This is a genomic window from Embleya sp. NPDC008237, assembly GCF_042956465.1.
Classification (GTDB): Bacteria; Actinomycetota; Actinomycetes; order Streptomycetales; family Streptomycetaceae; genus Embleya.
The window spans coordinates 644,963-667,302 of sequence record NZ_JBIBGL010000002.1 but is presented as its reverse complement, the minus strand read 5'-3'; the positions used below and the strand labels follow the sequence as shown (position 1 = coordinate 667,302).

Below are 22,340 nucleotides of genomic sequence, written 5' to 3'. Positions count from 1 at the left end.
CACGCACGGCGGGGGGCGGCGCCCGGCAACCGCGCCGGGGATTCCCGCCCCCCACCCCGCCCCCCGGGCCCGCCGGGGGGGGGTGGCGCCCCGGGGCCGGGGCCCCACACCGCCTCGCCGGGCCCGCCGGCACCTATTCCGTGCGCAGCCCGTCCGGCCGCATCAACCGCCACAGCGGCGGCAGGCTCAGCGCGGTGACCAGCAGCACCACGCCCGCACCGATCCCGGTCATCGACGCGATGCCGCTCCAGTCCACGGCAAAGGGCCGACCGACCATCCCCAGCAGCGCGGCGCCCAGTCCCACGCCCGTGGCCGCGGCGAGCACCAGGCCCAGGCCCACCGGAATCGCCGTCTGGTAGAGGATCGACCAGCTCAGCGTGCTGCGCCTGGTGCCGAACGCGACCAGCACCGACAACAACTTCCGTCGCTCGCGCAGCTGTTCCAGCATGGTCACCAGCAGACTCGCCCCGATCAGCAACAGCACCACGGCCGTACCGATGAACAGCGCGGTGCGCACGTTCGCGAAACGCCGCGACTCGCGGGTCGAGGCCAGGTCGTAGACCGTGGACAGCGGATCGACCCGGGCGGCGGTGTTGCGCACCAGGTCCCGAACGTCCCGGACGGTCGGGTCGATCCGCACGTCCAGCGAGTAGGTCAGGCGCCTGGTCGCCGCCACCGGCACCGCGCCCGGCGTCGCCAGGACACCGTCGTAGGACATCCCGCTCGCATCGGTCCGACCCGGCACGGTCGGCGCGGTCGCGGGAATCACCCACGGCGTGCGGGCCGGGGCCGACCCCATGGACATCCCGTACGACGGATCGATGACCACCTGCCGTCCGGGGGTCGGCTTCATCGCGCCCGTCGGGTCCGGCCCGCGCTCCTCGATGATGAACGTGTCACCGTCCGCGCAGCGCTCGATCCGGGCCAACTCGCGCAATGCGTCGCACGTGCCGATGGTCAGCGACGTCCCCTCGGTCGGATCGTCGGCCCGATCGCCGATCCGGGTGCCCGCGTGCCCGAAGGCGCTGCGCACCCCCTTGGTCTGCCGAACGCGATCGGTGATCTCGGAGACCCGCTCGCCGCCCACCTGCCCGTCGGACGACACCGACATCTGGGCCCGGCCGGGGTCCTGGCCGGTCTCCTTGACGTAGTCGTTCTCGATGCCCGTGAAGAGCATCTGCAAGGCGATCGCACCGGCCACCGCAACCGCGATCCCGTTCACCGAGCGAGCCGCCGCGCCACTGCCCAACTGAAGCCGGCGCACCGCGAGTTGCCACGGCACCCGGCCCCCGTCGAGCCGGGTCACCAGGGCCTCGACCAACCACGGCAACAACGCGGTGACACCGACCAGCAGGAACACCGTGCCGCCGATCACCTGGGCCTGGTCGAACTCCCCCGCGTCGGCACCCCGACGGATCATCGGGAAGAGCAGCGCCACACCCACGACCGGCAGCGACAACCGCCACCACACCCGGCGCCGGGCCGGGGTACCGGTGCGCACCACACCGAGCGGCTCGATCACCACCGTGCGCAGCGCGAACAGCGTCACCGCGACGGCGGAGGCCGGTACCGCGAGCGCGACCAGCACCACCAGCGGCACGCTCGGATCCAGGTCGCCGGGGAAGATGCTCAGGTCGAACGCCGCCGCCACGTCGGTCATTTGTCGGCCGACGAGGAAGAAGCCGAGCCCGAGGAGCAGGCCGAACAACGATCCCGCGAGCGCCTCGCCGGCCGCGATCCACCGGGTGGTCCGGGCATCCGCTCCGACCAGCCGCAGTGCCGCGAGCCGGCGGTCCCGCCGCTCGCCGCCGAACCGCACGGCCGTGGCGATCAACACCGCGACCGGCATCAGCAGCACCACGAACATCACCACGACGAGCAGGAGCAGCCGGGGGTCAAGTTTTTCCGCGGGAAAATCGTTGCCGAACGCGGTGATCCGGACCACCGAGCTCGATTCCCCGGACAGCGCGTCGCTGCCGAGGTAGTACGCCAGGTCGTCCGGACCGATCAGGCCCCGGTCGGCGATCCGCCCGGCCGTGCGGTAGGGCAGCCGCTCCTTGAGCAGCGCGCCCCGCTTCGAGGCGAGCAGGTCGGCCAGGGCGGGCGAGACCATCATCTCGCCCGGGGCGGGCAGCCGGCTCAGCCCCGGCGGGATCGGTGCCCGGGGGCCCTCCGGGCGCAGCACCCGGCCGCGGATCTCGTCGCCCTTGTAGGTGGTGTCCGCCATGCCGACCAGGAGGGTGTTCGGCGCGGCCTGCCGGGCCCGCCCCGACAACTCGTCCCGCTCCCGCCCGCGGTCGTCCCGCGCGCCCAGCGCTCCCGGTATCGCGGTGGTCAGCAGCAGCAGCGCCACGCCGAGGCCGACGCCGATCGCGGTCAGCAGCGTGCGGGTCCAGCCCTCCCGGCCGCCGGTGACCGCGAAGCCGACGCCCATCCTCAGATCGCGGAAAACGCTCACGCGGCACGCGCCATGTCCCGGGACCTGCCGTCGCGGACGACGATCTCACGGTCGGAGTAGGCGGCGATCCGGGCTTCGTGGGTGACCAGCACGATCGCGGCCTTCGTGGTGCGGGCGGCCTCGATCAGCAGCTTCATGACCCGTTCGCCGTTGAGCGAGTCCAGCGCGCCGGTGGGCTCGTCGGCGAAGACCACGCGGGGGCGGATCACCAGGGCTCGCGCCACCGCGATCCGCTGGCCCTGGCCGCCGGAGATCTCGCCGGGTCGTTTGCCCGCGAGGTCGGCGACCTCCAGGCGCTCCATCCACTCCCGTGCCTTCGTCTCGGCCTCCTTGCGCTTGACCGCGTTCAGCCGCAGCGGCAGCGCGACGTTCTCCAGGCAGGTCAGCTCGGGTACCAACTGTCCGAACTGGAAGACGAACCCGAAGTCGCTCCGGCGCAGCGCGCTGCGCCGGGAGTCCGACATGGCGGTCAGGTCGCCGCCGTCGTAGCGGATGCTGCCCGAGTCGGGGCGGACGATGCCGGCCAGACAGTGCAGCAGGGTGGACTTGCCGGATCCCGACGGGCCCATGATGGCGACGATCTCGCCCGTGCCGACGGTGAACTCGGCACCGGCCAGCGCAGGCGTCGCACCGTACGTCTTGTGCAGCTCGTGGCCGCTGAGCAGGGCGTCGGTCACTTGCGGATCTCCTGGGTGAGTTCGCCGAGACGGGCGGTGGTCAGTTCCAGCCACCGCAGGTCCGCTTCGAGGTGGAACAGCGCGTGGTCGCAGATCAACCGGTCGCTGAGGTCGCCGTCGAGCTTGCGCCGGGTGAGGTCGCGCATCATGCGCAGGTGTTCGGCGCGTTGGGTGTCCAGGATCTCGTTCGCGTCCCGGCCGGTGAGCAGCGCGAGCACGACCTTGGTGTAGAGCGTCGACTGCAGGTAGGGCTCGGGCTTCTCCGGTTGGCCCAGCCACTGTTCGACGTCGGTGACGCCGGCGTCGGTGATCGAGTAGCGCTTGCGCTCCGGGCCGCCGCTGGTTTCGAGGCCGTCTATCTCCACGAGCCCGTTCTTCAGCAGCCGCGACATGGTCGAGTAGACCTGGCCGTAGGCGAGCGAACGGTCCCGGCCGAAGCGCTCGTCGAAGCTGCGCTTGAGGTCGTAGCCGTGCCGGGGGCCGGACTCCAGGAGCCCGAGCAGGGTGTGTCCGATTGACATGGCGAGGACTATACACAGGAGGTATACCTAGTGTGTATAGCGGTACCGACTAAGGCGCGCCGCCCGATCGGCGGCGCGCCTTAGTCGCTCGTCCCTCGTCCTGCGTCCCGATGAATGCGTTTGCTCGACCGCCTGTGGTGTGGCGGGTGGGCCGCGAATCGGCGGGCGGGCCCGTGGATCACACGCGGTTCGGGTCTCCGGGACCGGTCAGAGGCCGAGGCCCTTGGTCACGGCGCTCGCCCGGGTGAACACCGACTCGGGCTGCTCGCCCGTGCAGTACTTGTTGCCGGTGGACACGATCCCGATCAGCTTGCCCTTCTCGACCAGCGGGCCGCCCGAGTCGCCGCGGCAGATGCTCGTGCCGGGGTTGTCCGCCGGCGCCTGGCCGCACACCCGGGTGGCCGGGCTGTCCGTGGGGAACGTGTAGGGCTCGCACTGCGCCAGGGGCGAGAGCACCAGCGTGGTCCGCTTGAGCCGCGTGGTCGTCGCGCCGCCGTCCGTCTTGCCCCACCCGTAGACCGTCGCCTTGTTGCCGACCTGGTAGAGCGCGTCGTCCTTGGCGCCGGCAATCGGCAGCGGCTTCTGGTTCAGCGCCCGGTCCAGGGTGAGTACGGCGGCGTCGTAGGTCAGCAAGCCCGGCTCGAACTTCGGATGCAGCTTGCTTCCGGTCACCTTGCGGGTCTGTCCGCCCGTACCCGCCAGATCCAGGCGCCCGGCGACCACCGTGACGGCGGTCGGGTCCTCCAGGCCGTTCACACAGTGGGCCGCGGTGAGCACCTTCTTCGGGGCCACCAGCGTTCCGCCGCACAGTTGTTGGCCGTCGGCGGTGAACAGGGCCACGGCGTACGGCGCGGCGCCCGCGGGCGCGTCGGTGCCGAAGCGCACGGCCGAGGCGGGTGCGGCGCAGACCCCGATGGCGGCCAGGGCGACGGCCGCCGCTCCCAACATCTTCACCGACGTGCGCCCGTGGGTGTCCTGCGTCTGCCGAGTACGAATCATCTCGCGGTGCCTTTCGATCGGACGGCCGTGCGCCGGGGCTCCCGGCGGAGCCGACGGCTCTACCCTGTGGACGCGCGCGGTCGCCCTGCGGATGCATCCCCGTGCGTTCCCGGGTCCATCCGTCGACCACGAACACTTCCGTCGAACGGTTCCGACCGCCTTCGTCGCCCACCGGCTTCGTCCCGGTCCGGCTTCGTCCCTGCCCCGCTTCGTCTCCCCGAGGCGCCGGGCAGCCGCGTGTCCGGTCAGTCCTCGTCGACGAAGCGGGCCGGGCGGGTGCCCGCGAGCTTGATGATGTGGAACCCGTACTGGGACGCGACCAAGTCGCTGAACTGACCGGGGCGCAGTGCGACCAGTGCCTCGGCGAACGCGTCGGCGTAGTCGTCCTCCTGCCCCCAGCCCAGGTCGCCGCCGTTCGCCGCGGACAGCGGGTCCTTGGATCGTTTCCGGGCGATCTCGCCGAACCGGCCCGGGTCCCGGGCGAGTTCGTCGAGGATCGCACGACCCTCGCTCTCGGTCTCCACCGCGATGTGCAGGGCGTGGTATTCCAGCGCGTCGGACAAGGTCGCTCCCGGGGTCGTCGCCACCCGGCGCGCTCGGGCCGAGCGCGGTCACCGAGTTGTCGATCATGTGGATGATAAGGCCGCCACGCGCCGGGCCGGGCCCGACCCGCACGCGGCGCACGGGCGGTCGGGGGCTACCCCGCCGTCGACTCGGCGAATGCCGCGAGCGAGTCCTGGCTCCAGGTCAGGCGGCCCTCGGCCAGGTCGACCAACACCGCGTCCACCCAGGCCAGTTCCGCCGCGGTGACCGCGCGCAGGTATTCGTCCTCCAGCATCAGCACCCTCGGCAGCTCGAACCCGGCCGCCTTCGCCGCGTCGGTCTCCAGTGCCGCCAGATCGGCGACGAGCCGGTCCCGACGCCGGGTGAGCAACTCGCGCGTGGTGTCGGGGGTGAGCAGCGCGAGGAAGGACAGTGCCGCCGGGAACTCCGGGAACTCGTTGCGCGGGGTGTCGAGCATCTCGGCCATCCAGGTGTGGCAGGCGGCCCGACCCGCGTCGGTGATCTCGTAGACCGTGCGCTCCGGGTACTGCTGATCGCGCTCCGTCTCGCGCACCGTGACCAGTTCGGCCTCGCGCAGCCGGTTGATCGTCTTGTACAGCGACGCGCGCTGACCGACGTTGACGACCTTGTCCTTGCCCCACTGCTTGATCCGCTGCTGGATCGCATACGGATGCATCGGCTCGCGATAGAGCAGGCCCAGCAGCGCCAGGGCCAGCGGTGATCTGCGGAAAGTGGTCGTCATGGGTCCCAGCGTACTGGAGGCTGGGCAACTAATGCCGACTGAACTAGTTGCCAGGAAACTAGTCTCTGTGCCACTATTCAATCGTCGGCAGCGAGCGGGGCGAATCCCGCCCCGCCGCGGCCGAAGCGTCACCGTCCGAGAGAGGGAATCGCCATGACCACCGCCCCGATTCGCATCCACGCCGACCACACCACCACCAAGCACCTGGGCAACTGGACGACCCGAACCTCGTTCGAGGTCCGCGAGCGCCGCGCCGCCGGCGTGCTCGACCTGCGCTCGCCCGGGATCGAGGCCGGCGACATCGAGATCCGGGTCGATCTGGACCACGCGATGCTCAAGCTGCTGGTCGCCGACGACGCCGTCGTCGAGCAGGAGGGGCTGCGCTGGACCGGCCGGGGCCGGGTCAAGGACACCTCCCGGCCGGCCGCCGGCAAGGGTCGGGTGATTCGCCTGGTCGGCCACATCGACCACGGTGAGGTGCGCATCCACCGCGGCGGCGTCGCGGTGTTGTCCGCCATGTTCAGCCGCGCCTACGTCGAGGACGTCAAGCGCGCCCACCGCGACGGCGGTCTGCCCACCGTCGCCGACCCGGCCCGCGTCCGCTGACCCCACTCCGGTGCCGTGACCGCAGGCGCGAGTCGACGCCGAACACCCGGCGCCGGCCCACGCGCATTCCGGCCCGGGCACGGGAGCCGCCGCCCCGACCCATTCCGCACCACCACTCACCTCGGGAGCAACGACATGACCCCCGTCAAGACCGCGATGATCATCGGCGGCGGCATCGCCGGCCCGGTCACCGCCGTCGCCCTGCGCAGGGCCGGCATCGAGGCCACCGTGTACGAGGCATACGGCGACACCGCGAGCGCCGACGCCGCGGCCGGCGTGCTCAACATCGCCCCCAACGGACTGGACGCCCTGCGGGTGGTCGGCGCCGAGGAGGCGGTGTGCGAGATCGGCCAACCGACCAGGGACATGGTCTTCGAGAACGGCCGGGGCCGCCGACTGGGCACCGCCGCCGGCCTGTCCGACCTGCCGCCGACCCGCACCGTGCGGCGCGCCGACCTGCACCGGGTGCTGCACGAGCACGCGATCGCCCGGGACATCCGGATCGAGCACGGCAAGCGGTTGGTGGACGCGCACCGGACGCCGGCCGCCGTCACCGCCGAATTCGCCGACGGCACCACCGCGAGCGCCGACATCCTGATCGGCGCCGACGGCATCCGCTCCACCGTCCGCACGCTGATCGATCCCGCCGCGCCCGAACCGCGGTACACCGGTCTGCTCGGCTTCGGCATCGGCGACTACGTCGCGGGCGACGGCGACCCGGAGGCCCACCCGAGCACGATGCACTTCGCCTTCGGCAAACGCTCGTTCTTCGGTTACTGGACCCAGAGCGACGGCAGCATCGCGCTGTTCTGCAACCTGCCGCACGAGCCGATCAGCACCGCCCGGGCCCGCGCGATCCCGGCCGAGGAGTGGCTGCGCAGGCTGCGCGAGGCGCACCGGGGCGACGTGCCCGCCGAGCGAGTGCTGCGCGAGGCCCGCGCGGACAGCGTCCTGGTCGCCGGCCCGATGGAGCTGATGCCGCCGCTGCCGCACTGGCATCGCGATCGGCTGGTCCTGGTCGGCGACTCCGCACACGCGCCGTCCGCCAGCTCCGGCCAGGGCGCGTCGCTGGCGATGGAGAGCGGCGTGCAACTCGCCCGCTGCCTGCGCGACATCGACGACCCGGCGGCGGCGTTCGCCGCGTACGAGCGGCTGCGTCGTCCGCGCACCGAGAAGATCGCCGCGGACGCCGCGAAGACCAACAACGACAAGGCGGCCGGCCCGGCGGCCAAGGCGATGATGGGCCTGTTGATGCCGATCATGACGCGTACGTTCCTCACCCCGGAGCGGATGTTCGGCTTCGCCCAGCGCCACCGCATCGACTGGGACGCGCCGGTGGCGGAATAGGCCCCCGACCGTCTCGCCTCCCGCCAACGCCCGTCGATCGATCCGCACTTGCGGGTCGATCGACGGGTTTCGCCGTTTTCGGACCATGCTCCGGCCACCCGACCGCAAGCGACTTGAACGTGTTCAAAAACAGGTCTACAGTCACGCTCGTCGGCTGTTGAACACGTTCAAAAAGGAGCCGGAGCATGGATATGACCGTCGTCACCTACGCCATCTATCTGGTCATCAGCATCGGACTCACCGTGTGGGTGGCCCGCACCCTCAGCCGCAGCGGGCAGGTCTTCCTCCAGGACGTCCTGCACGGGCGCGAGGAACTCGCCGTCGCCGTCAACCACCTCCTGGTGGTCGGCTTCTATCTCGTCAACCTCGGCTTCGTCGCGCTCTACCTCAAGGTCGGCGACACCGTCGAGAACGCCCGCGACTCGGTCGAGGCGCTGTCCGTCAAGCTGGGCACGGTGCTGCTGGTCCTGGGCGTGCTGCACCTGCTCAACGTCTACGTGCTGAACCGGATCCGGCAGCGCGGCCTCGACGACGAGGCGTACCGCGCCGGCACCGGCGGGGCGCGCCGCGCGCACAAGGTCTCCGGCCGCGACTTCGCGCCGCCGGTGCCGCCGCAGGGCACGACCCGCCCGGCGCCCGGGGTCTGATCCCGATGACCGCCGAACCCGAGAACACCGTGCCGGGCCGATCGGAGGGGACGGCCCGGCACGGCTCCCCCGACCTCGAACCGCCGGCCCCGATCCACCGACTCACCGTCCTCTACGACGCCGACTGCCCGCTGTGCACGGCGTTGTGCGACTGGCTCGCCCGGCAGCAGACCCTGGTCGCCGTCGATCTGCTCCCGGCCGACTCGCCCCGGGCACACAACCGTTTCCCCGAACTCGACCACGCCGCGACCCTGCGCGAACTCACCGTCGTGGGCGGCGGCGGCGAGGTGTGGTCGGGGGCCGCGGCATGGGTCACCGTGGCGTGGGCGCTGCGTGCCTACCGGGGCCTGTCGCACCGGCTCGCCACGCCCATGGGCATGCCGGTGGCCCGGGCTGCGGTGCTGGCCGCGGCCCGAATCCGGGCGGTCACCCGCAGCGAACCGCTCCCGCCGTATCCGTACGCCGATCCCTACCGGGAACCGTGGACGGTGGTCGCCTGTGCCGACCGGTGCGAGATCGAGCACTAACCTTGCCTGTCGTGGAGCACGTGGAAGACACCGACGCATCGACCCCGACCGACAAGGGCGAACCGCCGGACCGGGGCGGTCGACCCGGCAAGAGCGAGCAGACGCGGTCTCTGATCCTGGAGACCGCGCTGCGGCTGTTCCGCGAGCGTGGCTACGACAAGACGACCATGCGGGCCATCGCCCAGGAGTCCGGCGTCTCGGTCGGCAACGCCTACTACTACTTCGGTTCCAAAGAGCACCTCATCCACGGCTTCTACGACCAGGTCACCCACGAGCACATCAGCCGCTGCCGGCAGGACCTGCGCGGTGTTCGCGACTTCGGCGACCGGCTCCAGGTGGTGCTGTCCGCGTGGTTGGACGTCGCCGAGCCGTACCACGCGTTCGCGGTGCAGTTCTTCCGCAACGCCGCGGATCCGGAGAGCCCGCTCAGCCCGTTCTCCGCCGAGTCCTATCCGATCCGCGAACAGGTCACCGCCCTGTTCGCCGACGTGCTGCGCGGCTCCTCGCTCCGCATCGACGACGAACTCGCCGAATTGTTGCCCGAGTTGTTGTGGCTGCATCTGATGGGCATCGTGCTCTTCTGGGTCTACGACCGCTCGCCCGAGTGCGCCAAGTCGCGCGCGTTCGTCGCCCGCACCACGCCGATGGTGGAGCGGGTGATCTCGCTGTCCCGCTACAAGGTCTTCCGTCCGCTGGTGCGCGATGCCGAACGGCTGATCCGCGACTACATCGTGCCCGAGGACGCCGCGGCGGGGAACGCGGGCGGGCCGTCCGAACCGCCCGCGGTTCGCCGCTAAAGCGTCTTCGATCCGCGCCGAGCGGCGCTCGTCCCGGTGGCGCGCTCGTGACCTGGCCGCCGCAGATCGGCAGCGGGTCCACCGGGCCCACCGCGTACTCCGGCGGGCCGTCCGGAGGGATTGCATATCGTGGGGGCGTCCGCGATCTTCACCGCGCCGCGCACCGGGCGCCGGCAGTCGACTGCCGGTCGTCGCCTCGGTGGGGCGACGCGGCGATCCGGACACCGACCGACCGTTCGATCGAGGAGTTGTTTTGTCCGGTGTTCCGTTGTTCCCGCCCACCGATGCGCACCTGGCCGCGCAGATCGGCTTCGTCCTGGAGATAGACCGGCTCAAGGGTGTGGTCCGGCGCAACCTGATCGCGGACGCGTCGCGGCGCGAGAACACCGCGGAGCACTCGTGGCACCTGGCCATGCTGGCGGGCACCCTGGCCGAGCACGCCGCGACCGAGGTGGACGTCGCGCGGGTGATCCGGATGTTGCTGATCCACGACCTGGTCGAGATCGACGCGGGCGACACGTTCTACTACGACACGGTCGCCGAGGTGGACCAGGTCGAGCGCGAGCAAAAGGGCGCGGACCGCATCTTCGGCCTGCTGCCCGCCGGACAGGGCGCGGAACTGCGGGCGCTGTGGGAGGAGTTCGAGGCCCGGGAGACCCCGGACGCGCGCTTCGCCAAGGCCGTCGACCGGTTCCAGCCGTGCCTGCTCAACTTCCACACCGAGGGCGGCACCTGGCGCGAGTACGACCTCACCCGCACCGAGGTGCTGGCCAAGCAGGGCAGCACGATCGCGGACGGCTCGCCGTCGTTGTGGGCCTACACCCTGCAACTGATCGACGAGGCGGTCGCCCGCGGCTATCTGCGGCCCTGACCGAATGCGCCCCCGGCCGCATGAGCACCCGGCCGAACCCGCCCCGGCCCGAATGAGACCCGGACCGCGACCCGGACCGGACCGCACACGCCCCGTCGGGCCCCGGTGCCCGGCGCGTCGATCCGCGGGTCGACCCGTCGGAGGGCACGCCGATCCGCTCCGGGTGCGTTGTAGCCTGCGATCATGACCAGTGACGCATCCTTCACCACCCACGTCACGCAACGTCTGGCCGCGCTGCCCGGCGTCGCGGCGGTCGCGCTCGGCGGATCACGCGCCCAGGGCACCCATCGCCCGGACAGCGACTGGGACTTCTCGGTGTACTACCGGGACGGGTTCACCCCGGACGCGGTCCGTGGCCTCGGCTGGCCGGGCGAGGTCTCCGAGTTCGGCGCGTGGGGTGGCGGGGTCTTCAACGGCGGCGCCTGGTTGACCGTCCAGGGCCGCGCCGTCGACCTGCACTATCGCGAACTCGCGGATGTGCAGCGGCGGCTCGCGGACGCACGGGAGGGCCGGTTCGAGGTCGAGCGGCTGCTGTTCCACCTGGCGGGCGTGCCGACCTACCTCGTGGTCGCCGAACTCGCGGTCAACCGGGTCCTGTTCGGCGACCTGCCGCGGCCCTCGTACCCGGAGGCGCTGCGTCGCGCCGGACACGCCCGGTGGAGCGACGACGCGCGGCTGACCCTCGGCTACGCGGATCAGGCGCACGCCGGCCGCGGTCATGTCACCGACGTGGCGGGCGCGATCGGCCGCGCGGCATGCGAGGCCGCGCACGCGGTGTCGGCCGGCCGCGGCGAGTGGGTGACCAACGAGAAGACCCTCCTGGATCGGGCGGGCCTGCGCGGCATCGACGAGATCGTGTCCCGCCTGACCCCGTCGACGCTGTCCACCGCGATCGCCGAGACCGGCACCCTCCTCGACACGGCCCTGTCGGCAAGCCGACCCGACTGATCCGACCCGCCGACCGGGCCCTCCCGGCCGTCCGTTGCCCGCGGGAACTCCGTTGCCCGGCAGGCCCCTTCGCCGATCTCGGCACGGCAAGCGGCCGCCTCGCCGCAAGCTGCCCATCCCGTCCGGCGGCCCGTCGCCCACCGCGTCGATCGCGCCGCCGAGCCGCGCCGAACGCAACGACGGATTTCCGCCAGCAACGACTTTTCCTCGCGGCAATGATTGAGCCATGAACTTGAACCTGAAGAACAAGGTCGTCGTGGTCACCGGTGGCAGCAAGGGCATCGGCCTGGCGATCGTGCGCGGCTTCGCCGAGGAGGGCGCTCGGGTGGTCGCCGGCAGCCGCACCATGACCCCCGAACTCATCGCACTGCGTGCGGAGTTCGACGTACTCCCGGTGGCCGTGGACCTGACCCGTCCGGACGGCCCGGCCGAACTGGTCCAGGTCGCCCTCGACGCGCACGGCGGCCTGGACGTGCTCGTCAACAACGTCGGCACCGGTGCCCCGACACCCTCGATCATCGAGGTCGAGGACACCGAGTGGCAGCGGATCTTCGAGATCAACCTGTTCAGCGCGGTGCGTGCGACCAAGGCCGCGATGCCGGCCATCCTCGCCCGCAGCGGCGGCACGGTGATCACCATCAGCTCGCTGAACAGTCACCTTCCGGCCGCGTCGCTCGTGCACTACTCGGCCGCGAAGGCCGCGCTGAGCTCGTACTCGAAGTCGCTGGCCGAGGAGTTCGGCCCGCAGGGCGTGCGGGTGAACACCGTCTCGCCCGGTCCGGTGCGTACCCCGCTGTGGACCGACCCGGGGCAGTTCGCGGACATGATGGCCGCGTCCGCCGGAACCACCGCGCAGGTGTTCATGGACGAGGTGTTGCCGCAGGCGATGGGTGTGCTCACCGGCCGCGTCTCCGAGCCGCAGGAGGTCGCCGACGTGGTGCTGTTCCTGGCCTCGGAACGCGCCGCGAACATCATGGGCGTGGACTACATCGTCGACGGCGGCATGCACAAGGCGATCTGACCCGCCGGTTGCCGGCCGAGACGATCCCGGCGGCGAGGAGCGATCCGGGCCCGATCGCTCTCCGAGCCTGCCGAAATCGTCTCGGCGGGCCGCATTACGCTCGGCGTATGGATGCCAAGGATGTGGACTGGGACGACGCGCGCTGGCTCAACCCGCCGAGTGCGGCCGAGCGGGTGGGCACCGCACTCGTGGTGACTCCGCATGCCGGCGCCGACTTCTGGCGACAGACCTCGTACGGCTTCACCCGGGACACCGGGAGCGCGCTGCTCACCGAGTTGCCGCCGGACACCTCGGTGGAGGTGACCTTCGACGGCGACTTCGACACGCTCTACGACCAGGCCGGCATCTTCGTGCGCGTGGACGGGCTGACCTGGGTCAAGGCCGGGGTCGAGGTGACCGACGGCGCGTTGCACGTGGGCGCCGTGGTCACGCGCGGGATGTCCGACTGGTCGCTCGCGCCGGTCCCCGAGTGGTCGGGCCGGTCGGTCACCGTCCGGGTCAGCCGCGCCGGGGACGCGCTGACCATTCGGGCGCGTGCGGACGACGACGACTGGCGCACGATCCGCCTCGCACCGCTCGCCCCGGACGCACAGGCTTTCGCCGGCCCGTTCTGTTGCTCGCCGGAACGCGCGGATCTGCGCGTACGGTTCACCCGCTTCGTCCTCGGACCCGCCGACGCGGGACTGCACGAGAGTCCCTGAACCGACCGCTTCGTCACCGCGGGGGGCCGCTGCGTCACCGAGGTCGGGCGGTGGCACCGAACCCGAGCGGTACCACCGAGGCCAGGCGTGGCACCGAGGTCAGGCGCCTCCCGCCGATGGTGGGAGCGTCACGCCGTATTCGCGGGCGGCGTGCAGCGCATCCTCCAGCTCGTCCAGCGCAGGTGACAGCGCGTTCGTATCGTGCGCGGCACTTGCCTCGGACAACACGGCACGGGCGCGAATCACCCGTTCCCGAACGACCCTGGCGACCTCCGCCTGGTCGGTCGCCGACTTCTCGTCGTATCCAGCCGTCATCACTTCCTCATTTCCCGCGGCCCCCGTGCGAGCACCCATGTACCTCTTGGTGTTCCGACTTGCGGCGCGTTTCAACCTGCATGGGGGCGCTTCGGCGCGAGAAGTGCGTCAAGAAGTGTTTCGGGAGGCGTCCACCTCGACGAATGTGCGCCCGGTCTCGCGGGCGCTCGCTCGGCCGCCGGTCAGGTCGGTCAGCCGGGCCGTGAAGCGCTCCCGTTCCGGTTCCGGCACGCACACGTCGATCGCCACCTCGACGCCGTAGCGGATGTCGCGCACCTCGTGGCCGAGCCCGCGCAGGTCGTTCTCCAGCCGGCCGGCGTGGGCGTGGTCGACGTCCACGGTCAACACCAGCATCGGCCGCAGTTCGACCACTCCGACGGTGTCCACCGCCTCGGTCACCGCAGAGCCGTACGCCCTGATCAGGCCGCCGGCGCCGAGCATGATGCCGCCGAAGTAGCGGGTCACCACCGCGACCGTCTCGGTGAGTTCGCGGCGCCGGAGCACCTGGAGCATCGGCGCACCCGCCGTGCCGGACGGTTCGCCGTCGTCGTAGCCCTTCTCCTGTCCGCCCGCGATCCACGCCGAGCAGTTGTGCCGCGCGGAGGGATGCAGCGCCCGACGTCGGGCCAGGAATGCCTGCGCCTCGGCGTCGTCGGTCACTCGCGCGACGGCGCACAGGAAGCGCGAGCGCCGCACCTCGATCTCGACCTCACCTTCAGACTTGATCGTGAGCAGCGGCATGACCAGGTCCTTCGGCACGAGATCGGTTGACGGCACCACGGTATGGCCCCTCGGGCGGCACTGCTGCCCGGGGGCACGGGCCGGGCCGGGTCGACGCGGCGAAGAGCGCGCACCCGAACGTCGGGCAAGGACGTCGTTTTGTCGATGGATCGTCATGTTCGATCGCGGCCGGTCCGGCCGCGGCCGGCTCAGGCGGCTCGCACCGACAGCCGGGCCGACGCGGCGACGAACGAACGCAGCAGATTCGTCTCGTGTCCGGCCCGCCAGGTGAGCGTGACCGCCGACTCGGCCAGGCCGGTGACCGGCACGAACGCCACGTCGGGTCGCCCGTTGTAGCCGGCGAACTGCGCACAGAACAGCAGCACACCCAGATCGGCGGCGATCAACGACAACACTTCCTGAAGGGTGCCGGCGCTCGGTCCGTGCGGAATCGGCCGACCGCCCGGAGTCGTCGTCGGCGACTGGAGCTCGCGCCAGCGCGCGGGCGCGGGGCCGGCGATGTCCACGAACGTGCACGCGGCCAACTCCTCGGCGCCCACGTGCTCGCGGGCCGCGAACGCATGCCGGGTGGAGACCCCGAGCACAAGCGGGTCGGCGGCGATCACCGGGCCGGTGCGCAACGCCGGGTCGACCACCGGCAGGGTCACGAACGCCGCGTCGATCTCGCCGCGCAGGAGCGGACCGAACGGATCCGACAGCGCCGTCTCGACCAGGTCGGCGCGCGCCTGTGGGTGACCGGTCCGAAAGTCGCCGACCAAATCCAGCAGAGTGCCGTAGGGCGTGCCGACGAAACCGATGCGCAGGGTCCCCTCGATGCCGCGGGCCCGGGCCCGGGCCCGGTCGACCGCTTCGGTGATCCCGTCGAACGCGGGGCCCACCTCGGCCAGGAACAGCTCTCCCTGCGGCGTCAGTCGCACCCGGCGGCTGTTGCGCTCGAACAGCCGGGCGCCGATCCGGTCCTCCAGTTGCCGCAACAGTTGACTGACCCGGGCCTGCGACGTGTAGAGCCGCGCGGCGGTGCGAGTGAAGTGCAACTCCTCGCTCAGCACGACGAAGCACTCCAACTCGCGGAACTCCACGCTCATCCGCGCTCTCCTCCCCCTCGGACACCGCTCGACCCCGCCCACCCGGGGCGCCCGCTCGGCGGTGCGGCGGTGTTCGACCTGCGAGCATAAGCGAGGCTTGTGCTTGCATGCGATCTCGGCCGTTGTTCGGGTCCGGGGCGCCGGCCAGGCTGAACGTCATGTCCAACCCAGTCGTCGACCCCGCCTCGACCGCTCCGTCCCCGCCCGTTCCCGGACCCGCCGGCGGCTCCGGGCCCGCTCCCGAGACCGCCGGCGTCCGGTCCTGGCTCGCCGTCACGGCCATCGCCGTCGGCACCTTCGCGGTGGTCTGCACCGAGATGCTCCCGGTCGGCCTGCTCACCCCCATCTCGCACGGACTGCACGTGTCCGACGGCACCACCGGCCTGGCCATGTCCCTGGCCGCGGTGGTGGCCGGTCTCGCCGCGCCGATCGTGCTCGTCGCCGCCGGTCGGGTGGACCGGCGGGTCGTGTTGGCCGCGATGATGCTCGTGCTGATCGCCGCCAACACGATCAGCGCGCTGGCACCGAACTTCGCCACCCTGTTGTTCGCCCGCGTGCTCGTGGGCATCGGCATCGGCGGTTTCTGGGCGATCGGCGCGAGCCTGCCGGCGCGCCTGGTGCCCGCCCGATCGGTCGGCCGGGCCGCCGCGGTGATCTTCGGCGGGGTATCGGTGGCCTCGGTGATCGGGGTGCCGGTCGGCACGGTGATCGGCGAATGGGCCGGGTGGCGCGTGGCGTTCGCGGTGCCGGGCGGGCTCGGCGCGGCCGTCCTGCTTGCCCTGCTGGTGCTGGTGCCGCCGCTGCCCGCCGAACGGGCCGTGGGACCGCGCGAAGTCACCGCGCTGCTGCGTCGGCGCACCGTGCTCACCGGCGCGGTCGCACTGGTCCTGGTGGTCGCCGGGCACTTCGGCGCCTACACCTACATCCGGCCGATCCTGGAGGAGGTCGGCGACCTGGGTCCGGGGCCGATCGGCGGGCTGCTGCTCGGCTACGGCGTGGCAGGTGTGGTGGGCAACTTCGTGGCCGGCGGGTACATCGGGCGTGCTCCGCACGGCACGCTCGCGGTCGCGGCCGGGCTGCTGGCCGTCGCCGTCGCGGTGCTCGCCCTGTGCGGGGCCTGGACGCCGGGTACCGCTACGGCGATGCTCGTGTGGGGACTGGCCTACGGCGCGGTGCCGGTGGGCTTGCAGGCGTGGTTGCTGCGCTCGGCTCCGGATGCGCCCGAGGCGGCGTCGGCGGTGTTCGTCACCGGGTTCCAGATCGCCATCGCGCTCGGCTCGCTGCTGGGCGGCGTCGCGGTGGATGCCGTGGCCACCGCCTCGGTGTTGTGGTTCGGCGGTGTCCTGGCCGCGACGACCGCACTGCTCGCCCTGACGGCGGCGCGGCGGGACCGCGGGTGAGCACGCCCGAGACGGCGAGTGGGCGCGTCGGACGCGTGCGCCCACTCGCCGCCTGGCACGCGTGCGCCGACATGTCGGCGCACGGGGAAACACGTCCGATTCGTTCAAGATCACGACCGGTGCCGCCGGCTAGCGTGAAGGCATGACTTCTCGTGCGTTTCGTTTCCACTTCATCGGGCTCGTGGTCACCGACATGGCCGCGTCGCTCGCGTTCTACCGGGCGCTCGGCCTGGACATCCCCGCCGAGCACGACGCGCTCCCGCATGTCGAGGTGACGTTGCCCGAAGGCCCGCTGCTGGTTCTGGACTCGGTCGAGACGGTGCGCTCGTTCGACCCCGGGTGGACCGCCCCGACCGGCGGCCACCGGGCCTCGCTGGCCTTCGCGTTCGCCGACCCGGCCGACGTGGACAAGGTGTACGGCGAGCTGGTCGCGGCCGGGCACACCGGGCACCTGGCACCGTGGGACGCGTTCTGGGGACAGCGGTACGCGGTCCTGCACGACCCGGACGGAAACGGCGTCGACCTGCTCGCGCCGCTGCCGGACCCGGCCTCGTAGCGGTTGACCGCCGAAATTCAGCCCGACAGCAGGGTGCGCAGCGGGACTCCGGCCAGGGCCTTGACGTCCCGGGCGAAGTGGGCCTGGTCCGCGTAGCCGGCAACGGCGGCGACCCGGGCGGCCGGAACCCCGCCGCGCGCCAGATCCAGCGCGCGGTCCAGTCGCAGCACCCGGCCCAGCGTCTTGGGCCCGTAGCCGAACGCGGTGAGCGAGCGGCGGTGCAGTTGCCGCTCGCTCAGGTTGACCCCGGCGGCGACGGCCGCGACGTCGGCGCCGGCCCGCAGTTCGCCGACCACCGCGCCGGCGAACCGGGCCGCCTCGGCGTCCCGGTCGCGCAGCCGCTCGGCGGCCAGGCGTTCGAGGAGGGCGGCCGGATCGGCGGCGCCGGCGATGCGTTCGGTCAGCATCCGCACAGTGCGCTCGCCCCACACGTCGGCCAGTGGGACCCGTCGATCGCGCAGCGTGTCGGCCGGGAGCCCGAACAGCGCGGGCCCGATCCCGGGCGCGCAGCGCACCGCCGCATAGCGCGCGCCCGGCGTGTTCTGGACCGAATGCGCGAGGGTGTCGGGGCCGGCCACGATCAGCTCGGCACCGGACCAGATCAGGTCCATGCAACCGTCGGGCAACACGCGTGCCGATCCGGCGGTCTCGACCGTGCGGGTCCAGACGATCAGCGGCGCCAGGTGGGAACGACGTTCGACGTACACGGTCCCAGTATCCCGGTGGCGGGGGGCGGTACCGTTGGGGTGTCAACGTGCACGACTCGGACAGGGTAGGGGCTCATGGACAACGAAGCGCAGCGTGAGCAGCAGCCGGCACCGGAGTCCCCCGGCGAGGGCGTGGAGCAGGCCGCTCGGGCCGCCCGCTGGGGCAAGCTGCCCGAGCGGGTCGCGACGGCCGACCAGGTCGAGGAACTCCCGGCCGATCCGCCCAACGATCCCGAGTTCGGCCGCGACCCGAACAACGACTGGCTGCTGCGCTACGCCCCCTGAGCCGCCGGCGCCTCGCGTGCCGGATGCCGCCGGTGCGGCAACGCCGCGGTGTCCGGCGACGCGACCGCGCCGACCCGTCGTCGGCCCGACCGCCGGTGGCAGCGCAGTGCCGGTGCCACCGGGGTCGAGGTGCGGATCCGCGCGGTCATCCGGCGGCGCGCGTCGGTGTCGCCGTGGGGTGCAGGCGCGCGTACTCCAGGGGCGCGGACGGATCGATGGACACGTGAAGCGGAGCCGGCGCGACGCCGGCACGGATCAGCAGGTCGCCGACGGCGGCGATCATCGCGCCGTTGTCCGTGCACAGGCGTGGCGGCGGCACCCGCAGGGTGATGCCCGCGGCGGCGCAGCGCTCGGCCGCGAGCGAGCGCACCCGGGAATTGGCCGCGACGCCGCCGACCACGACCAGCGTCCGCACGTCGTGTGCGGTGCACGCGGCGACCGCCTTGCGGGTCAGGACGTCGGCCACCGCCTCCTGGAGCGCGGCGGCGCCGTCCGCGACCGGCAACGCGCCGCCGCCGGCGCGCGAGCGCTCGGCCCACCGGGCGGCGGCGGACTTGAGGCCGGAGAAGGAGAACGCGTACGGGTCGTCGCGCGGGCCGGTGAGTCCGCGCGGGAAGGCCACGGCGTGCGGGTCGCCGTCGCGCGCGGCCCGGTCGATCGCCGGCCCGCCCGGATAGGGCAGGCCGAACACCCGGGCCACCTTGTCGAAGCACTCCCCCGCCGCGTCGTCCAAGGTGTCGCCCAGGTGCAGGATCGGATCGCGGGCGAGGTCGCGCACGAGCAGCAGTGAGGTGTGGCCGCCCGAGACGATCAGCACCACGCAGGGGTCGGGCAGCGGGCCGTGTTCGAGGGTGTCGGCCGCGACGTGTCCGGCCAGATGGTGCACTCCGTACAGGGGCACGTCCAGCGCGAGCGCGAATGCCTTGGCGGCGGCCACGCCGACTTGGAGGGCGGTGGCCAGGCCGGGTCCGGTGGTCACCGCGACCGCGCCGACGTCGCGGCGGCGCAGCCCGGCCGAGTCCAGCGCGGCGCGCACCACGGGGGTGATCGCGTGCACGTGCGCGCGGGCTGCGATCTCCGGCACCACGCCGCCGAATCGGGCGTGTTCGGCCATGCTGGTGGCCACCGCGTGGCCGAGCAGCCGGCCGTCCCGGACCAGGCCGGCGCCGGTCTCGTCGCAGGACGATTCGATGCCGAGGACGATGGGTGAGGCGCTCATGACACGAGCTTAGTTGCCCATGGAACGCACTTGCACATGTCGTGCAACAGTCTCGGCAATTCGTCGTCGGTACCGAATCGCCGCGAATCCTTGACAGCATGTGTCAGGGACCCTTTCGTACGTTGCCGACATGAACTACGACAGCATCGTGATCACCGGCGCCCGGGAGCACAACCTCAAGGGTGTGTCGCTGCGCATCCCCAAGAACCGGATCGTCGTGTTCACCGGCGTCTCCGGTTCGGGCAAGTCGTCCATCGTGTTCGACACCATCGCGGTCGAGTCGCAGCGGCAACTCGCCGAGACGTTCACGGCGTTCATCCGCAACCGACTGCCCAAGCACGAACGGCCGGAGGCGGACTCGATCGAGCACCTGTCGACGGCGATCATCGTCGACCAGCGCCCGGTGGGCGGCAACTCGCGGTCGACGGTGGGCACGATGACCGACATCCACCCGCTGCTGCGCGTGTTGTTCTCCCGGCACGGCACACCGTCGGCGGGACCCTCCAATCACTACTCGTTCAACGATCCCAACGGCATGTGTCCGACCTGCGAGGGCCTCGGGCGCACGGTGCGGCTGAACCTGGACGCGTTGATCGACCCGACCCGGAGCATCCGCGACGGCGCGATCCGGCACCCGGGGTTCGCCGTCGGCGGTTGGCAGTGGCAGCTGTACGCGAACCACGGCCTCTACCCCACCGACGTCCCGGTGCGCGAGTTCACCGACGAGCAGTGGCGGCTGTTCCTGCGCGGCACCGGCGCCAAGGTGGAGATCGTCAACAGCAACGGCCGGCACCGCATCGACTACGAGGGACTCGTCGACCGGTTCAACCGGCTCTACCTCAACCGGGACACCTCCGCACTGGCCGAGAAGAGCCGCGAGACGATCGCCCGGTTCGTCACCGAAGGCGAGTGCCCGGACTGCGCGGGGGCCCGGCTGAACGAGGCGGCGCGGTCATCGTTGATCGAGGGGCGCTCGTTGTCGGACTACGCGGCGATGGAGATCGGCGATCTGGTCGAGGTGCTCACCGGGTTGGCCGACCCGGTGGCCCGCCGGGTGGCCCGGCCCGCGGCGGTCGCGCTGGAACGGATCATCGCGATCGGGCTCGGCTACCTGCACCTGGATCGGCCCACCTCGACGGTGTCCGGCGGCGAGGGGCAGCGGCTGAAGATGGTGCGCTACCTCGGATCGAGCCTGACCGGGATGACCTACATCTTCGACGAGCCGAGCGTGGGCCTGCACCCGCGCGACGTGGTCCGGCTCAACGACCTGCTCACCCGGCTGCGGGACAAGGGCAACACCGTGCTCGTGGTCGAGCACGACCCGGACGTGATCGCGATCGCCGACCACATCGTGGACGTCGGGCCCGGGGCGGGCATCCACGGCGGCACCGTCACGTTCGAGGGCGGTTTCGCCGAACTGTGCCGGTCGAACTCGCCGACCGGGCAGGCGCTGCGCCGGCTCACCGCGCTCAAGCCGAGCTTTCGCCGGCCCACCGGCGCGCTGGAGATTCGCGGCGCGAACCTGCACAACCTGCGGAACCTGAACGTGGACATCCCCACCGGCGTGCTCACCGTGGTCACCGGGGTCGCGGGCTCGGGCAAGAGCACGCTGATCTCGGACGTACTGGTCGCGGCGCACCCGGATGCGGTGGTGGTCGACCAGTCAGGCGTGGGCATCTCCGCACGCTCGACGCCGGCGAGTTACGTCGGCGTGGCCGATCCGCTGCGCAGGCTGTTCGCGAAGGCCAACGGCGTGGATCCGGGGCTGTTCACGTTCAACTCGTCGGGCGGCTGCCCGGAGTGTCAGGGGCGTGGGGTCATCCGGACCGACATGGCCTTCATGGACCCGGTCACCACCCGCTGCGAGGCGTGCGGGGGACGGCGGTTCCGAGACGAGGTCCTGGCGTACCGGCTGCGCGGCAAGTCGATCGTGGACGTGCTGGCGCTGACCGCCGAGGAGGCGGTGGACTACCTGACCGAGCAGGCGCTGCGTACCCGGGTGCGGTCGCTGGTCTCGGTCGGCCTCGGCTACCTGACCCTGGGACAACCGCTGAGCTCGCTCTCCGGCGGCGAGTTGCAGCGGCTCAAGCTCGCGAGCGAACTGCACAAGACGGGCAGCCTGTACGTCCTGGACGAGCCGACCACGGGCCTGCACATGTCCGACGTGGAAACCCTGATCCGGCTGCTGGACCGGCTCGTGGACGCGGGCAACACGGTCGTGGTGGTGGAGCACAACCTGGACGTGGTCAAGCGTGCCGACCATGTGCTCGACCTGGGCCCGGGCGGCGGCAAGCACGGCGGCCTGGTCGTCTTCGAGGGCACGCCGGCCGAACTGGTCGAGGCAAAGGACTCGGCAACCGCCGAATTCCTGCGGGCCGCGTTGGCCTCGGCGGAACGGGCCCGGGCGAGCTGACCCGTGCCCGCGCCCGCTGTTCCCGCCCCGCGGTCGGCTCGGAGCACCCGGCGAACCCGGTGCCGGCCGCGGGGCGCGGCGGGGGCGGGGTGGGGCGCGTCGGCGGCGCGCGGTAGGGATGTGGCATGGCACCTACGACGGTTGGTCCCTGGGATCAGTGGCTCTCCCCGGCTATGTCGGGTCTGGTCACCGG

Annotated in this window: 24 protein-coding genes; 13 read left to right on the top strand and 11 right to left on the bottom strand. The window is 71.9% G+C overall.

The genetic code is table 11. The features are described from left to right. Positions 1 to 133: 133 nt before the first annotated feature. The 6 genes from ACFZBU_RS06165 to ACFZBU_RS06140 all read right to left on the bottom strand — a co-directional run bounded on the left by ACFZBU_RS06165 (position 134) and on the right by ACFZBU_RS06140 (position 5,961). Positions 134 to 2,434 carry an FtsX-like permease family protein gene (locus ACFZBU_RS06165; RefSeq protein WP_391582451.1) on the bottom strand — a complete coding sequence of 767 codons (2,301 nt, stop codon included), beginning with the start codon at positions 2,432 to 2,434 and terminating at the stop codon, positions 134 to 136. A 20-nt stretch (positions 2,435 to 2,454) separates the two neighbouring features. Further along, entirely contained in the window at positions 2,455 to 3,135 is a 681-nt protein-coding gene (locus tag ACFZBU_RS06160) for an ABC transporter ATP-binding protein (protein WP_391582289.1), read from the bottom strand. Further along, positions 3,132 to 3,656, bottom strand: a complete 525-nt coding sequence (locus ACFZBU_RS06155; RefSeq protein ID WP_391582288.1) for a PadR family transcriptional regulator — start codon at positions 3,654 to 3,656, stop codon at positions 3,132 to 3,134. The genes ACFZBU_RS06160 and ACFZBU_RS06155 overlap by 4 nt, the downstream gene beginning before the upstream one ends. Positions 3,657 to 3,863: 207 nt before the next feature. Further along, on the bottom strand, positions 3,864 to 4,655 hold the full coding sequence (locus ACFZBU_RS06150; RefSeq protein WP_391582287.1) for a S1 family peptidase: 792 nt from the start codon (positions 4,653 to 4,655) through the stop codon (positions 3,864 to 3,866). Between the two features lie 245 nt (positions 4,656 to 4,900). Next, the gene (locus ACFZBU_RS06145) at positions 4,901 to 5,218 is read right to left on the bottom strand and encodes a peptidylprolyl isomerase (RefSeq protein ID WP_391582286.1); all 318 of its coding nucleotides are present in this window, start codon (positions 5,216 to 5,218) and stop codon (positions 4,901 to 4,903) included. A 134-nt stretch (positions 5,219 to 5,352) separates the two neighbouring features. Beyond that, positions 5,353 to 5,961, bottom strand: coding sequence for a PadR family transcriptional regulator (locus ACFZBU_RS06140; protein ID WP_391582285.1), 609 nt, complete (start codon positions 5,959 to 5,961; stop codon positions 5,353 to 5,355). 153 nt (positions 5,962 to 6,114) lie between these two features. On the opposite strand from ACFZBU_RS06140, the gene ACFZBU_RS06135 reads away from it, so the two are divergent. The 9 genes from ACFZBU_RS06135 to ACFZBU_RS06095 all read left to right on the top strand — a co-directional run bounded on the left by ACFZBU_RS06135 (position 6,115) and on the right by ACFZBU_RS06095 (position 13,426). Next, positions 6,115 to 6,567 (top strand): hypothetical protein, encoded by a 453-nt coding sequence (locus ACFZBU_RS06135; RefSeq protein WP_391582284.1) that lies wholly within the window; start codon positions 6,115 to 6,117, stop codon positions 6,565 to 6,567. Between the two features lie 135 nt (positions 6,568 to 6,702). Continuing rightward, positions 6,703 to 7,914, top strand: a complete 1,212-nt coding sequence (locus ACFZBU_RS06130) for an FAD-dependent monooxygenase (RefSeq protein WP_391582283.1) — start codon at positions 6,703 to 6,705, stop codon at positions 7,912 to 7,914. Positions 7,915 to 8,099: 185 nt separating this feature from the next. After that, the gene (locus tag ACFZBU_RS06125; RefSeq protein WP_391582282.1) at positions 8,100 to 8,561 is read left to right on the top strand and encodes a hypothetical protein; all 462 of its coding nucleotides are present in this window, start codon (positions 8,100 to 8,102) and stop codon (positions 8,559 to 8,561) included. Positions 8,562 to 8,566: 5 nt separating this feature from the next. Next, positions 8,567 to 9,088, top strand: a complete 522-nt coding sequence (locus ACFZBU_RS06120; protein WP_391582281.1) for a DCC1-like thiol-disulfide oxidoreductase family protein — start codon at positions 8,567 to 8,569, stop codon at positions 9,086 to 9,088. A gap of 11 nt (positions 9,089 to 9,099) precedes the next feature. Then, positions 9,100 to 9,885, top strand: a complete 786-nt coding sequence (locus tag ACFZBU_RS06115; RefSeq protein ID WP_391582280.1) for a TetR family transcriptional regulator — start codon at positions 9,100 to 9,102, stop codon at positions 9,883 to 9,885. A 253-nt stretch (positions 9,886 to 10,138) separates the two neighbouring features. After that, positions 10,139 to 10,756 (top strand): HD family hydrolase, encoded by a 618-nt coding sequence (locus ACFZBU_RS06110; protein WP_391582279.1) that lies wholly within the window; start codon positions 10,139 to 10,141, stop codon positions 10,754 to 10,756. Positions 10,757 to 10,939: 183 nt separating this feature from the next. Then, positions 10,940 to 11,704, top strand: coding sequence for a nucleotidyltransferase domain-containing protein (locus tag ACFZBU_RS06105; protein WP_391582278.1), 765 nt, complete (start codon positions 10,940 to 10,942; stop codon positions 11,702 to 11,704). 226 nt (positions 11,705 to 11,930) lie between these two features. Further along, positions 11,931 to 12,725, top strand: a complete 795-nt coding sequence (locus tag ACFZBU_RS06100) for an SDR family NAD(P)-dependent oxidoreductase (protein WP_391582277.1) — start codon at positions 11,931 to 11,933, stop codon at positions 12,723 to 12,725. A gap of 107 nt (positions 12,726 to 12,832) precedes the next feature. Beyond that, positions 12,833 to 13,426: a DUF1349 domain-containing protein gene (locus tag ACFZBU_RS06095; RefSeq protein WP_391582276.1), complete on the top strand. Its 594-nt coding sequence runs from the start codon at positions 12,833 to 12,835 to the stop codon at positions 13,424 to 13,426. A gap of 99 nt (positions 13,427 to 13,525) precedes the next feature. On the opposite strand, the gene ACFZBU_RS06090 is transcribed toward ACFZBU_RS06095, so the two are convergent. From ACFZBU_RS06090 to ACFZBU_RS06080, 3 genes are all read right to left on the bottom strand, one after another. Beyond that, positions 13,526 to 13,741: a hypothetical protein gene (locus tag ACFZBU_RS06090; protein WP_391582275.1), complete on the bottom strand. Its 216-nt coding sequence runs from the start codon at positions 13,739 to 13,741 to the stop codon at positions 13,526 to 13,528. A gap of 108 nt (positions 13,742 to 13,849) precedes the next feature. Further along, positions 13,850 to 14,482 carry a YigZ family protein gene (locus ACFZBU_RS06085; RefSeq protein WP_391582274.1) on the bottom strand — a complete coding sequence of 211 codons (633 nt, stop codon included), beginning with the start codon at positions 14,480 to 14,482 and terminating at the stop codon, positions 13,850 to 13,852. A 188-nt stretch (positions 14,483 to 14,670) separates the two neighbouring features. Continuing rightward, a complete protein-coding gene (locus tag ACFZBU_RS06080) occupies positions 14,671 to 15,567 on the bottom strand; it encodes a LysR family transcriptional regulator (RefSeq protein WP_391582273.1) in 897 nt (298 codons plus the stop codon). Between the two features lie 158 nt (positions 15,568 to 15,725). Here ACFZBU_RS06080 and ACFZBU_RS06075 point away from each other — a divergent pair, with 158 nt between their 5' ends. Both ACFZBU_RS06075 and ACFZBU_RS06070 read left to right on the top strand, forming a co-directional pair. Next, positions 15,726 to 16,967 (top strand): MFS transporter, encoded by a 1,242-nt coding sequence (locus ACFZBU_RS06075; RefSeq protein WP_391582272.1) that lies wholly within the window; start codon positions 15,726 to 15,728, stop codon positions 16,965 to 16,967. A 142-nt stretch (positions 16,968 to 17,109) separates the two neighbouring features. After that, the gene (locus ACFZBU_RS06070) at positions 17,110 to 17,523 is read left to right on the top strand and encodes a VOC family protein (protein WP_391582271.1); all 414 of its coding nucleotides are present in this window, start codon (positions 17,110 to 17,112) and stop codon (positions 17,521 to 17,523) included. A gap of 17 nt (positions 17,524 to 17,540) precedes the next feature. Here ACFZBU_RS06070 and ACFZBU_RS06065 read toward each other — a convergent pair whose 3' ends face one another. Continuing rightward, the gene (locus ACFZBU_RS06065; RefSeq protein ID WP_391582270.1) at positions 17,541 to 18,230 is read right to left on the bottom strand and encodes a helix-turn-helix domain-containing protein; all 690 of its coding nucleotides are present in this window, start codon (positions 18,228 to 18,230) and stop codon (positions 17,541 to 17,543) included. Positions 18,231 to 18,305: 75 nt separating this feature from the next. On the opposite strand from ACFZBU_RS06065, the gene ACFZBU_RS06060 reads away from it, so the two are divergent. Further along, on the top strand, positions 18,306 to 18,515 hold the full coding sequence (locus tag ACFZBU_RS06060) for a hypothetical protein (protein ID WP_391582269.1): 210 nt from the start codon (positions 18,306 to 18,308) through the stop codon (positions 18,513 to 18,515). 145 nt (positions 18,516 to 18,660) lie between these two features. Here the strand turns inward: ACFZBU_RS06060 and tsaD are convergent, their stop codons facing one another. After that, positions 18,661 to 19,734, bottom strand: a complete 1,074-nt coding sequence (tsaD, locus tag ACFZBU_RS06055; RefSeq protein WP_391582268.1) for a tRNA (adenosine(37)-N6)-threonylcarbamoyltransferase complex transferase subunit TsaD — start codon at positions 19,732 to 19,734, stop codon at positions 18,661 to 18,663. Positions 19,735 to 19,864: 130 nt separating this feature from the next. Here tsaD and ACFZBU_RS06050 point away from each other — a divergent pair, with 130 nt between their 5' ends. After that, complete coding sequence (locus ACFZBU_RS06050; protein WP_391582267.1) at positions 19,865 to 22,147, top strand: excinuclease ABC subunit UvrA; 2,283 nt, start codon at positions 19,865 to 19,867, stop codon at positions 22,145 to 22,147. The last annotated feature ends 193 nt before the right edge of the window (positions 22,148 to 22,340 follow it).